Source organism: Bacillus paranthracis (genome assembly GCF_024296885.1).
GTDB classification, from domain to species: Bacteria; Bacillota; Bacilli; order Bacillales; family Bacillaceae_G; genus Bacillus_A; species Bacillus_A paranthracis.
In genome coordinates, this window is sequence record NZ_CP101135.1 from 991,501 (window position 1) to 1,005,200 (window position 13,700).

11 protein-coding genes and 1 pseudogene are annotated in these 13,700 nt (G+C 34.5%); 10 read left to right on the plus strand and 2 right to left on the minus strand.

The annotated features are described in order from the left end of the window. Positions 1-5: 5 nt before the first annotated feature. The 6 genes from jetB to dnaB all read left to right on the plus strand — a co-directional run bounded on the left by jetB (position 6) and on the right by dnaB (position 9,761). Positions 6-599 (plus strand): type I Wadjet antiplasmid transformation system protein JetB, encoded by a 594-nt coding sequence (jetB, locus tag NLJ82_RS04965; protein ID WP_001181829.1) that lies wholly within the window; start codon positions 6-8, stop codon positions 597-599. Beyond that, complete coding sequence (gene jetC, locus NLJ82_RS04970; protein ID WP_238389566.1) at positions 577-3,891, plus strand: type I Wadjet antiplasmid transformation system protein JetC; 3,315 nt, start codon at positions 577-579, stop codon at positions 3,889-3,891. Before jetB ends, jetC begins: the two co-directional genes overlap by 23 nt. Continuing rightward, positions 3,851-5,080: a type I Wadjet antiplasmid transformation system protein JetD gene (jetD, locus tag NLJ82_RS04975; protein ID WP_000384974.1), complete on the plus strand. Its 1,230-nt coding sequence runs from the start codon at positions 3,851-3,853 to the stop codon at positions 5,078-5,080. Before jetC ends, jetD begins: the two co-directional genes overlap by 41 nt. Before the next feature lie 405 nt (positions 5,081-5,485). Next, positions 5,486-7,273: a DUF6119 family protein gene (locus NLJ82_RS04980; RefSeq protein WP_240460963.1), complete on the plus strand. Its 1,788-nt coding sequence runs from the start codon at positions 5,486-5,488 to the stop codon at positions 7,271-7,273. A 323-nt stretch (positions 7,274-7,596) separates the two neighbouring features. Beyond that, on the plus strand, positions 7,597-8,475 hold the full coding sequence (locus tag NLJ82_RS04985) for a DnaD domain-containing protein (RefSeq protein WP_000312205.1): 879 nt from the start codon (positions 7,597-7,599) through the stop codon (positions 8,473-8,475). Continuing rightward, positions 8,472-9,761: a replicative DNA helicase gene (dnaB, locus tag NLJ82_RS04990; RefSeq protein ID WP_000027336.1), complete on the plus strand. Its 1,290-nt coding sequence runs from the start codon at positions 8,472-8,474 to the stop codon at positions 9,759-9,761. Before NLJ82_RS04985 ends, dnaB begins: the two co-directional genes overlap by 4 nt. 121 nt (positions 9,762-9,882) lie before the next feature. Here dnaB and NLJ82_RS04995 read toward each other — a convergent pair whose 3' ends face one another. Continuing rightward, positions 9,883-10,299, minus strand: a complete 417-nt coding sequence (locus NLJ82_RS04995; protein ID WP_001199092.1) for a hypothetical protein — start codon at positions 10,297-10,299, stop codon at positions 9,883-9,885. Positions 10,300-10,471: 172 nt separating this feature from the next. Between NLJ82_RS04995 and NLJ82_RS05000 the strand changes: the two genes are divergently transcribed. Beyond that, positions 10,472-11,089, plus strand: coding sequence for a hypothetical protein (locus NLJ82_RS05000; protein ID WP_000503172.1), 618 nt, complete (start codon positions 10,472-10,474; stop codon positions 11,087-11,089). 31 nt (positions 11,090-11,120) lie between these two features. Beyond that, positions 11,121-11,327: pseudogene (locus tag NLJ82_RS05005) on the plus strand (DnaB-like helicase C-terminal domain-containing protein); the annotation flags it as partial. An 88-nt stretch (positions 11,328-11,415) separates the two neighbouring features. Here NLJ82_RS05005 and NLJ82_RS05010 read toward each other — a convergent pair. Further along, entirely contained in the window at positions 11,416-12,201 is a 786-nt protein-coding gene (locus NLJ82_RS05010) for a TrmB family transcriptional regulator (protein ID WP_000384610.1), read from the minus strand. Positions 12,202-12,463: 262 nt separating this feature from the next. On the opposite strand from NLJ82_RS05010, the gene NLJ82_RS05015 reads away from it, so the two are divergent. Together NLJ82_RS05015 and NLJ82_RS05020 are read left to right on the plus strand one after the other, a co-directional pair. Beyond that, a complete protein-coding gene (locus tag NLJ82_RS05015) occupies positions 12,464-13,231 on the plus strand; it encodes a TSUP family transporter (protein WP_000348452.1) in 768 nt (255 codons plus the stop codon). A gap of 174 nt (positions 13,232-13,405) precedes the next feature. Continuing rightward, positions 13,406-13,561, plus strand: coding sequence for a hypothetical protein (locus NLJ82_RS05020; protein ID WP_000346670.1), 156 nt, complete (start codon positions 13,406-13,408; stop codon positions 13,559-13,561). Positions 13,562-13,700 lie beyond the last annotated feature (139 nt).

Below are 13,700 nucleotides of genomic sequence, written 5' to 3' on the forward strand. Positions count from 1 at the left end.
AAGTTATGCAAAATGTATCGGAAAGAGAAAGAGAAGAGATGGGGATTGTTGTTAATTATTTATTCTCCCATAATTTTTTATTGAAAGAATTTGAACGTGAGAAGTATCACCTGGCAGTACGGAATAAAGATATTATTAAGCAATATTTACAGGTAATTGGTTGGGATTTTATTGTGGATGAAAAGCATGGGTGTATTGTTATTGTTTCGCCACATTACGAGCATCGTTTGAAATTGAAGAAAGACGAAACGATTTGGTTGTTAGTATTAAGACTTATTTATGAGGAAAAGCGTAGCGCTCTATCTATTAGTCAATATCCCTTTACCACTCTTCAAGAAATCAAGGGGAAATATGAGACGTTTCGATTACCGTTTGTATCAAAAACAAAATTACGTGAACTTGTGCAGATTGGAAAGCAAAATCAACTTTTGAGACCAATTGATAATGACATAGAGTCGGATGATTGTCGTTTTCAGCTTTTCCATTCATGCATTCATGTGCTGCAACAAGGAGATTTAAATGTATTGTATGAAAAAATAAAATCTTATAGTGAGGGTGGGGATCACAGTGAAATGGATGAAGAAACTACGATTAATTAATTGGCATTATTATAGTGATGAAACAATTTTATTTGGAAAACAAACAGTGATATCTGGACATACAGGAGCAGGGAAATCGACTGTTATTGATGCTTTACAAGTCCTATTTATTTCCGATGAGCGGAAGATTAAATTTAATTCAGCAGCATATGAGGAGGCCAATCGTACTTTAATTAATTATTTGCGGGGGAAGATAGGTACAGAAGAAAAACCTTTTGTAAGAGAAGGGTATTTTACAACATATATTGTTGCTGAGTTTTATGATGAGAAGGCAGGAGAGAGTTTTGTAATTGGTATTTCAATTGATGTATTTAAAGATGATGAAAAAGTAAAAGAGTATTTTATTATACCGAAATCTGAGATTAATATGATTTCGTTTTTTAGTACAAAAGACGAGAAACGTTATGTGGAAAAGCAAGCAGACTTTTGTAAAAAAATAAGAGAACAATTTCCAGAGGCTATAATTGAAAAAAGTTCAAATCAATATCAAAAGGCTTTATTACAACGTTTTGGTGGATTACATGAAAGATTTGTTAAAACGTTTGCAAGAGCATTATCGTTTAAACCAATCGATAACATGAAAGATTTTGTATATAAAAATATATTGGACGAAAAAGAATTAAAAATCGACGTTATGAGGAATATTTTTCAAACACATGAAGAATTGCAAAGAGAATTAGAAGAATTAAAAGAACGAAAGGAAGAGCTGGAGCGAATAGATAATATTTATTTGGAATGTGTAAAGCTGGAAGCGGATATTTCCATACAAGAATATGTTCTTAGAGGGCTAGAGTATTTATTAATACAAGAAGAAAAGAGCATGTGTAAAAAAAGTATTGAACAGAGAGAAAAAGAATTAAGAAAATGTGAATCAGATCAAAAAAAGACAGCGGAACAAAAAGAGCATGCTAGAAAAAAAGAGACTGAGTATGAAATTAAGATTAAGGATAGTGCTGAACAAAAAAGACAAAAACAATTACAAGAACAAATAGCTCAAGCGAAAAAAGAATGTGGTGATTTAGAGTGTACCAAAAACATATATGTTCATAGTTTAGCAAGAGAAGAAAAGGATGTTTCTAGTCTTTTAAATTATCAAGGTAATGAATATTTCTCTTTAAGCAAGGACGAGAAGCATGCATTGGAAATAGGAAGAGATTGTCTAGCCTTCTTGTCACATAATGATGGTACTGGAGGGAATAGGGAAGAGCAAACATTAAATAAACTTGGAGAGAGTTTAAAAAGAATTAGTGGGCGTTTTTATAAGAGTACAGCAGAATTGGAACACAGATCTGCTGAATTGAAAACAGAAGAGAAAGAATTACTTTCTGATATAGAGAATTTAAAAAGAAGGAAGCGTCCTTATCCCATGTCTGTTGAAAAGTTGAAGGGATTACTAGAAAAACATTTAGAGGATCAATCGAAGGTATGGATTCTTTGTGAAGAGTTAGAAATAAAAAATGATAAATGGCGAAATGCCCTAGAAGGGTATTTGAATACTCAAAGATTTGATATTTTGGTAGAACCACATATGTTTGCGACTGCACTGTCTATCTACGAAAAGGAAAAGTGGAATCTTGGTCTTGAAGGTGTTGGACTTGTTGATACTGAAAAAGAACAAACATATTTAGGGAAAGTTGAGAAGGGTTCTTTAGCTGAAGAGATAGTAGGTGGTAACCCAATAGTACAGGCTCGAATTCATCATTTATTAGGTAGGGTTATAAAGGCAGACAATGAACAAGAATTACGAAAGTATAAAACAGCTGTTACTGCGACATGTATGAGTTATCAACGTCTTGTAGCACGCCAAATTCCTAGAAAAGTATATGAAACCCCATATATAGGTGCACATGCTATTCAAAAGCAATTAGAAATTAAAGAAGAAAACTTAAAGGAAATTCAAACAGAACTGCAAATAGTAGGATACTATATTAAAGACTTTAAGAAATGGATTGAAATTTTAGAAGATAAGCAATCGGATTATAAAAATTATATATTAAATTTTTCATTAAATGATAGTATTTTGGAGTTTAATAAAAACATAAATAAATGGAAGAGTGAACTAAATACTCTTGATTTGTCACGTTTAGAAAGTTTACGCCAAAAGTTGAAAGAGTGGAATGGAAAATATAATCAATTTAATGGAGAAGAAGGTAGACTGTTTGAACAAATTGGGAAGGTGAAGGAAGAACTTCAAAGAGTGAATGCTGAGTTATGGAAAAAGGAAAAGGCCGCAACAGAGATTTTAGAGAAGTGGAAAAATTGGAAGTTTGAATATAGAATCGAATTATTACAAGAGGCTGAGCAAAGGTACGAGCAAGCTATTTCTACAAATAAAGCTTATGGTGCTATAAAAAATAAATACGAAAATAATAAAAAAGAAAATCAAAATAAATACGAAGAAAAAAGGGGTTTTCTAGAAAGTGAACGTAAGTCTTATAATGAAGCGCGAACTTTCCAAGGAATTATACAGGCTAAAGATAATAAGCAGTACGAAGAAGCGCTCCGGAAAATTGCAAACCTCGATATCCCAAAGTTTGAACAAGAGATCAAGGAAACGTTGCAGCAAGCTGAAGAGGAATTTCAGTCTCACTTTATTTACAAGATGCGTGAGGCTATTCAAGCGGCGCGTAGAGAATTTAATCAATTGAACCATGCGTTAGGAAGATTTAAATTCCGAAATGACACGTATCGATTTGTAATAAAGCCAAGTGAACAATATAAAAAATTTTATGATGTAATTATGGATGAAAGAGTACAGCCGGAGATATCTCTATTTGATTTTGGTGATGAAGATAGGGCGGAGATTTTAAAGGACTTATTTGGTAGATTAGTGGTGGGCGAGTATGGTGAAAACGAAGAGTTTGTGGACTATCGTAATTATCTCGATTTTGATTTAAGCATTAATAATGAAAATGGAACAAGATTTATGTCTAACTTATTACGTGAGCAATCTGGTGGAGAGACGCAAACACCTTTTTATATTGCCATCCTAGCATCATTTCAACACCTTTATCGAAATAAAAATACCATTCGTTTAGTAGTGTTTGATGAGGCTTTTAATAAAATGGATGAAGAGCGGATTCAAATTAGTTTACGTCTTATTAAACAGTTGGACTTGCAATTAATTGCAGCTGTGCCAGATGAGAAAATGGCTCATATGGCAGCTGAGGCAGATACAGCTATAATAATTAACCGAATAGGGCATTCATGTTTTACTGACATATTATCTTATCCAAGGGAGGACGAGGCAATTGGATTACAAGAGCAAGATTCTTTCAGTCTTATTGAATAAATATGAAAATAGTAAAACTGCTCATACAGGTGAGAGAAGTGCTCAGCGCCCTCAATTTTCATTTCGGCAAAAACATGAACTTTCTAAAGCATATAATGATGAAATGGATTATACGAACCGATTAGAAATTAATACTGCATTAAAGGACTTAATTCGTAAAAAAATTATTGAAGTGAAATGGGAAAAGTGGGAAGAGAATCGAATTGCTGAAAAGGTTTATTTACAGTATGATTTTATTCCACAAGCTTATAGAGAAGCTGGTATAGAACCAAAAATTGAAAAGATGAATAGGATTTTAAAAGTGTTAGAACCACTTGCTGTTCATTCATGGGAGTGGGTTCGACAATGGTATAAAGAAGTACAACAGTCGTTTCAAAATAATAAAACGGCACGAATTAATTTAAACGATGTTAAAGGATATGAACTACTTGTAAAAGCACTTTCTAGATTAGAAGGTTTGGAAGATAGTATACCGAAAAGGACCTTTAGCCAATTAGTATTCGGGGATACAAAACTTTTTGAAACTACGATACAAAACCGATTATTAATAATATATAAAAGGTACGGAGATATAGAATATGAAAGTGATAAAGAATATTTAGAGAGTATTGGGATTTTAGAGAATATCCAACCTGTCTATATAAAAGGAAATGTTGATATTCGTGTTAGAGGAGAGAAGATTGCTCTCGGTTCCTTTCCTGGTGGGTTCGGTTTAATGGATGAAACAATAAAAGAACTAGAAATTCAGTATGTACACGATGAAAGTATAATGCTTATTGAAAACATGACCACATACTATGAACAAATTAAAAAAAATAATAATATTTTATTTATCTATACAGGTGGGTTTCCTAAAAAGAATGTACAGCAATTGTTAAAAAAGTTGAATATATATTTGGAAAATCATCCAGTTCCAGTATATCACTATGGAGATCTGGACTACGGAGGAATCCAAATATTTGAGTACATTAAGCGTTCGTTTTTTTCAGGGCTTGAGCCGTATATGATGGATGTAGCTACCTACAGGCAATTTGTAAAGTACGGGATGGAATTTGGTGAAGGGTATGAAGAAAAATTACTGAAGATGTTAGAGAATGAGCAGTATTCTTTATGGCATGAGTTAATTAAAGAAATGCTTAAAGAAAAGAAGCGTGTTGAGCAGGAAGTGATAGTTAGAAACGTAATTTAGTGTATTTATATAAATTTAAAAAGGATGTCTATAGACCAGGATAACGGTTTATGGGCATTTTTTATTAGGTTTTGTATAAAAGAGATTTAGTTAGAGGAAATGAGATTTAATATGTTTTGTAAACGCCATAATATTAACGCCTGAATTTTTTTAGGAGAGGAAAGTAGAGTGTTGGCTTTGTTTTTCGTAATTAACTAAGTAATGTGAGAAGTTTTTTATATGGGGTTATTTATATAATTATTAAGTGCTAGATAATGAATTGTTAGTCCATCCTTATTTTGGAGGCATGTTCTAATTAAATAAACTGGTTGGATGTAATAAGTGAATTCCTGGTAATTTATCGTTGGAAAAAAATATATATTATGTATAATTAGTGTATAAATAAAATTCTCTGAAATTTGAAAGGTGATAAAATTGGCCGCAACTAGCTTTACTTTGTATAAATTACAATCTACAGCAATATCTTTTGATGAGTATTGTGAAGAAATTATAAATAAGTATAATAAGGAATTACCACAAGGAAGTGAGTTCGTAGAAAAAGAGCAGATTGATAAAAATAAATTCGAAAAAGTTAGTAATTATAAAGTGTTTTTTTCTGAAAGCCAGACAAAGCCAGATTGGCAGTATCCTTTACAAGAGTTAGTTGATAATTTGCCTACAATTAAGAACTTAAATCACTCATTTGTACTATTTCTTGAATGTCAGGATAATATTTTTGCAATCACTGGTGGAAAAGGTTATTTAGTTTTACAAGAGTATAAAGATTATAATTTTGGATTGGAATTACTTTCAAAGATACTGGATCCAAATGACAGCATAATTAAGGAAACAAATGATAGGTATTTAAGTGGAAATAAAGCCAGTGGGCAGCATCAATTTTTAGGATTAGTTACTTTAAATTCAGAAAGTAGCATTAGTAATTTTTTTAAAGGGGTTGATGTATTTTTTAAAAAGGAAAGAATTGAAGAGTTGTTTGGAGTGAAAATCGGTGATGGTAGGAAGGATTACAAGTTTGTTGCTAGGGATTCGGTTAGACTAGGAAAGTCATTAAGTGTAAGTGATCTAGATATCTTTATAAATAGTATTAATAAACTGTTGAAACAGAAAACTATATCAAACATTAATAACTTTTATGAACTGAATAGTAGGGATCCTATAAATAATGTTTTAAATGAATTGTTGGTGCAGGAATTTAAAAAATGTTCTGATGATCAGAAGATTCAAAGTGAAAACTTATTCCTTCTACAAATACAAGCGGAATGTGATAAGTTTAATCTTTTAAAAAAGAGTACTGGTCAAGTATTGAATTCTTATGAAGGACATTTAGACATTCAAGATATATTTAAGTTATATGTGGAAAAGTTTAAGGTTAATATTGAGCAGGGAGAAGATAAAAATGTGCTTGATGATTTTATTAAGCAGATTTTTGTTGTTGGAGTCATAGATGGTGAGACTCCTGTAGAGCAATCTTTATTAAGCTTATTAGATTTTAAGGCTATGCATAACGATAAGACGTATTGGCTTATGAACGGGAAATGGGTTTATTTAGATGAAACGTTTATTGGTATTTTAAATGAGCAATTTTATAGGAAAGTAACCTCTAAATACAAACAATCGAAACCGCTAGATGGACTTAAGATTTGGAAAAAGGGTATAAGTGAAGGAGAATACAACTTTTCCCATAATACCATAGAAAATATATTGGTTTTGGACAAAATATTTGTTGATAATATTGAAATTTGTGATTTACTTCTTATTGAAGAAACTGAATCTTTTTTCATACATGTAAAAAATGGGTTAGACCGTGATGCTCGAGTTCTTAGTGAACAAATAATGTCTTCGATGACAGCGGTTAATAATGCACAGCGTTTTGGAGATTTAGAATTTTTTAAAAGGTATTATATGAGTATTAGTAACAAAAAAAAGGAGATTGTAAGAGGGACACCAGAGTCAAGTTTATCTAAGTCGGCGAGGAAGTTCCTAAGTAGATTTCCTTCTGAACAGAAATTTCTTGAGTGGATTAATAATCCAAAAATAAAACATAATTTCGTATTTGCCTTTAGACCAGCAAGTCAAAATATTAATAAACCTGAAACTATACAATCAACACCTGCAAAAATATCAATGGTTAATCTTATTGATTATGTAAAGAGATTTGATTTTGAGCTATCTATTGTGGAAATAGAAAAATAGGTATTTAAAAAGAACCACTAGTAAAGTGGTTCTTTTTAAATAGCCTTATACAGATGAAATGTTATTAATATAGTTATATATAATTTTATGTATTCTAATTGCATACAAACAAACTCTAATAACTAGCCCCTCCTAAGCCCCTTACAAGCCCCTACCAAGTAATAAATCACTAAGAAAAAACATAACAAAACAAAAACACCAACAAACACCGTAGTAGGAGTCGAAAAAATTTTTGAAATAACACGCCAAAAACCCAGCCCTCCTTCCTATATATAGTACAAAGAGGAAATGTTCATTTTTGAATTAGGACGGGAGGAATTAGGATGGCGGTGTATCGTACTGTGCAGGTGAATTTTTGGCAGGATGATTTTGTTTTGGATTTGACGCCGGAGGAGCGGTATTTTTATGTGTACTTATTAACTTGTTCGAAGACGACGCAATGCGGGATTTTTCCTTTTCCGAAGCGGTTAGCTGAGATGGAGACGGGTTATAATCGGGAGACTGTTGATAAGCTTGTGCAACGCTTTGTTGATTATGGAAAGATTCTTTATGATGCGGATACGCGGGAGTTATTCGTTTTGAATTGGCTTCGTTATAATCCGGTGACGAATACGAATGTGGAGAAGTGTGTGCTTCGTGAGCTGAAGGGTGTGAAGAATAAGGAGTTTGTACATATGTTTCTTCAGAAGTGCGTAGAGGAGGAGATGAATGTTCCGATGCTGTTAGCGCATTTCGGTATGCCTGGTGATTTGGCTATGGATGATGTAGAGCCGGCTTGTGAGGAGGCAGAGGAAGAAGAGGAAGAAGAGGAAGAAGAGGTTGTTCAGGAAGAGACGGGAAGTAAGGTGTTCACGTTTTATGAGCAACATTTTGGTAGTTTGTCTCCTTTTACGGTGGAGGAATTGAATGCATGGATGAATGATTTGTCAGAGGAGTTGGTGCTGAAGGCTCTTCAAATTTCGTATGAGAATAAAAATCGGAAGATGGCTTATGTGAAGGGGATTTTGCGTGGTTGGTACGGGAAAGGGTTTACGAAAGTGTGTGAGGTTGAGGCGGATGCTGCGAATTTCCGGAAGAAGGAGTCGTCTGTTAGTACGGGGGAGACGGAGGAGTTTTTGGCGAGGTGTGAGGAGTGGGAGAAGAATACGCCGTCTGAGGAAGAGTTGCAGCGCTTTTTAGCGGAGCGCGGGTGGCGTCCATGAGTATTCAAAATGTGGAGGCGGAAAAGACGGTGTTAGGCTCTCTATTACTTGATGGAGAGCTTATTAAGGAGTGCCGTTTGACGGAGCAGTATTTTTCTATGCCAGTGCATAAGTCTATATTTCAGTTAATGCGAAAGATGGAAGATGAGGGACAGCCGATTGATCTTGTGACGTTCACTTCTAGAGTGGATCCGAAGTTTTTGAAGGGGATCGGGGGAATGGAGTATTTTATAGGGTTAATGGATGGTGTGCCTACTACTAGCAACTTCTCTTATTATGAGGGGCTTGTTCGAGGTGCCTGGAAAATGTATCAGGCGGGTGTTCTTGGGCACAAGATGGGAGAGCGTCTTATTGCAGAGAAGAGTGAGAAAATTATTGGTGAGACGATTACGGCACTTTGTGAGTTAGAGGAGAAGGACTGTGTATGTGAGTTTGATTTGAAGGATGCGCTAGTTGATTTATATGAAGAGCTTCATCAAGATGCGAAAGAGATTACTGGTATTGAGACGGGTTATACATCGCTAAATAAAATGACGTGCGGATTGCAGGAAGGAGATTTTGTTGTTCTCGGTGCTCGTCCTTCGATGGGGAAGACAGCGTTTGCGCTAAATGTTGGACTGCATGCGGCGAAGTCTGGCGCGGCGGTTGGGTTGTTTTCGTTAGAGATGAGTAGTAAGCAATTATTGAAAAGGGTAGCTTCTTGCGTAGGTGAAGTGTCAGGAGGTAGGCTGAAAAATCCGAAGCATCGTTTTGCGATGGAAGACTGGGAAAGGATGAGTAAGGCGTTTGCGGAGATTGGTGAGTTACCTCTTGAGATTTACGACAATGCAGGGGTTACGGTGCAAGATATTTGGATGCAAACTCGTAAGTTAAAGAGGAAGCACGGTGATAAAAAGGTTTTAATTATTGTAGATTATTTGCAGCTTATTACGGGCGATCCGAAGCATAAGGGCAATCGTTTTCAAGAGATTAGTGAGATTTCTCGTAAACTTAAGTTATTAGCACGTGAGTTAAATGTTTGTGTAGTAGCATTGTCGCAATTGTCTCGTTCTGTAGAGTCGCGTCAAGATAAGCGTCCTCTTTTATCTGATTTAAGAGAGACAGGGCAAATTGAGCAAGATGCGGATGTCATTATGCTTATGTATCGCGAAGATTATTACGATAAGGAAACGAAGCAGAAAGAGATGACGGAGATTCATGTGGCGAAGCATCGGAATGGACCTGTGGGGAGTTTTAAGCTGCGGTTTATGAAGGAGTTTGGGCGGTTTGTGGAGGGGAAGAAATAGTTAGAGAGGAAGTTTATGTTAGGAAAAAGTTACGTATGATTTTAGTGGGATTCAAATTGTAAAAAGACACCTTAAGGTGCCTTTTTACAATTTAAATCCTCTATATTTTATAGCGGAATAGTTAACCTTCTTTGCCAGTTGTTTGTACATTGGATATGTCTTTTTTAGATAAAATAAAGCTTGCGATTGAAATTAAAATGGCTAATCCAGCCATATAGTAGCCATTCGCAGCCCCATCTATATTTGATGTTCCAAAATTAACCATTCGATTGAGTTCATATATTAATATAATGCTCAGTATTGTACTTGCAAGGTGGAGGATTGGTTTATAAGTTTTCATCCACCCAAAATATATGTGCGCGAGACCGAGTATAGGAAGTGCAAAGAATAATTTAAATAAAGGAAAACGACTAAATCCCATAAGTTCTGAAGGGGAAAATAAAAATGCTCCAGTATTGTACCATGCTGAAAAGAAACTGAATAATAGCAAGACACCACATATTATTTGTAAAATATTTTTATTCGTTGCATACTGCATAATAACTCACCCTTTCTCGTTTTGTTTGTCTCCATTATTTATATTACGAACTAGATTGATTTAGATAACTACTTTTTAAATAAAAAAACAGAAAATTAAATAAATAATAATTTAAACTTATAAATATAAATGAGATAATACAATGAAAAAAATATTTGATAGGGGGAAGTTTATGGGGGATTACTCGAATAAGTCAGATGAAGAGCTAGAACGGCTATATTACGAAGGGAATACAAGTGCAAGTCGAGAAGCAGAAAATAAGTTATATGACAGAGGGTATACACTAGATCCTGATAGCGATACATGGGATGTAGGATTGAAACAAAACGATACTCATTCAGTTGGGATTCCAATACCTACTGGACAATGGACATTTTTTTTAGTTTTAGCTATTTTAATAGCCGGTTTAATAGCTTTTTTCATCGGTGGATTTCTTGTTATTGCGTATGCGGTTGAATACGCTACATATATTTATATAGGATTTGTTATATCATTTACACTCATGTATGTAACGAAAGCTAATTCTAGATTTATGAATTTTTTATTCTATTTAGGGTGTTTAGCTCTGGCCACTAGGCTATTTACTAATGTTATTGAACTGTTTGAAAATGTAGATTATGTCACTTTTATAATGAGAGATACTGATGGATTAGGAGTTATTATTAAATATGGAATTATATATATTATATACGCAGCTATTATCCCCTTATTGTTAATGAAGGTAATAACGGCAATTGTAAGAAAAACAAACTTAAAATCTAATAATAAAAATTCTACATTAAATGTTTGAAAAAGAGGTGCCACATAGTTATAAAGTGACACCTCCTTTATTTGATCTAAGAGAAACAGGACAAATTGAGCAAGATGCGGATGTCATTATCCTTATGTATTGCGAGGATTATTACGATAAGGAAACGATGCAGAAGGAGATGACGGAGATTCATGCGGCGAAGCATCGGAATGAGCCTGTGGGGATTTTTAAGCTACGGTTTTTGAAGGAGTTTGGGCGGTTTGTGGAGGGGAAATAGTGAAAAGACTTGAGTATTACTTTGCATATAAAATAAAGCATAAGTTTTCCAGTGTATTCACTTATGCTTTATTTTTTGAATATGTTCCTTATTTCCCCATAAAGAAAGATCGTCTCTCCGCAGTAATCCATTGCTCCAAATCATCTTGGCTACGTCGGACAAGTCGATTTACTAAAACATCATGCCATACATAATCCTCTAATAAGTATATATGAACGGGGTCATCTGTATAAAAAGCAATATTACGCTCTTCAAGTGATGGGCCATAAATCATTTCTTTAGAATCTATTGATAAAATAAACCAATGCTCTGTAGAGAGGGTTTCTGTATAAGTTGTTATACGATGGGCTTCTAGATTTTTAATAGGATTTTCAACATGCAAGGTAATGCCTTGTACTGTGACTTTATCAGCTACCTCAGTTAGATCCTTTTTTAACGCTTCATACATTTCATCCCACATTGAAATGACAATACGTTGTTTTGCTTTTTTTATTAATGTTTGACAGTAGCTAATGATTGTTTGATTGTCTTTTAAAGTAATCACTCGATTATCCGTTTTTTCCTCAGAAGTTTCTAGTTTTTTTAATGAATCACTAATTCCTTCATAAGTAGACTGCCATTCTGATTGAGCCTTCTGTAAAAAGATTTCAACAGGTAGGGGTGAATAGCGGGTGGTGTCATTTATTTCTTCTTTCATGACAATTCCTTTTTCTACAAGGTTACCTAAAATCTCATAAATTCGCGCTCTTGGGACACCCGAATCTTTACTCACTTGGTAGGCTGTGACAGGCCCTTGTTTCACAAGAGATACATAAGATTTAGCTTCATATTCATTAAAACCAATTTTTTTAAGCTGTTGCACTATGTAGTCCACTTTTTCGTCCTCCGATGTTTGCTTTTATCCCGCTTTAACGGGCAGTAAGACCCCCACCTCAAAATTCAGCGGAAGCAAAGAAGTTAGGTGGGGGGCGGGCTGCCCGTAAAAGCCCGATTGGTGAGGGCTGATAATCAGTGGGGGATGAACAAAACCCCCACTGATTAAAGTTTCACTTTATATTTCAACGTTACAATAACTCTTTACATTTAGCAAATTGATAGTTACTATTACAATAGTGACTAAAGGGGAGGCTATTAGTATGGATTTTTATTTAGACCCATCTGTATTAATGATTTTGATTGTTTTTGGGTTTGTGGCTGCATTTATTGATTCAGTTGTAGGCGGTGGTGGATTAATCGCGTTACCAGCTTTATTATTTACAGGATTGAATCCAGCAAGTGCAGTAGCCACGAATAAATTAGCATCAACAATGGGGAGTGCCACTAGTAATATTGTGTTTTATCGTTCTGGTAATCTTGATTTGAAATCGGCGTTTAAATTATTTCCAATCACTTTCATAGGTTCCATAATAGGGGCATGGACCGTTCATTTAATGAATCCAGAAGTATTGAAGCCATTGATGCTGGTAATGCTTGGCGCAGTCGCTATTTATACGATATTCAAGAAGGATTGGGGAAGTATTTCCACTCATAAAAAATTGTCTGGTCGACACGTCATTATTTTTACCTTTTTTATTTTTGTTATTGGTTTTTATGATGGATTTCTAGGTCCTGGTACAGGTTCATTTTTAATGTTTGCTCTTTTATTCATTGGGTATGATTTTTTAAAAGCAGCAGGTACGGCGAAGTTTCTTAATTTAGGAAGTAACGTTGGTGCATTGTTCATGTTTATGTATGTAGGTCAAGTAAACTATGCGTATGGATTCATAATGGGAATTGCTCAAATTGCTGGAGGAATCGCCGGATCCAGATTTGCTATAAAAAAAGGAAGCGGGTATGTTCGCGCCCTTTTCATTACCGTAACTTGTTTGTTGTTAGCGAAAAATCTGTATGACTATGTGCAGTAAGTAATCTAAGTGAAGAGAATGAAAATAATATAAACTCATATTTTTTCATATAAAATTTCATTTGTTTTATTTACATAATATCTTTACAATCATTTGATAAAATAAAGTCAACTGCGTATTGTGAGGGTGGGTGGTTATCCCTTCTTTCTATTTGGAAGGAAAGGGGGGGATAATATGGACTTTTTGTTTGACCTTGTAAAAGAGTTTGTCAAAGCGACTATGTGCGAAGTTTCAGCGTATTTTTTGCGGAAGCAACTTCTAGATAAGGACAACAAAAAACCCACTCCGCGCCGTAGGAAGCAAAAGGGTGGGTTCCGCAAAAAGAAATAGCTTATAATAACTACCACCCTAAGCGGTAGCAGTTAGGGAAGAGATGTTAGCGCATCTGTTCTTTTATTATATGCCATTTTAGTGGATGTCATACTTATATAGTACTCTACCGAAAATATATCATATTCCCATTTTATGG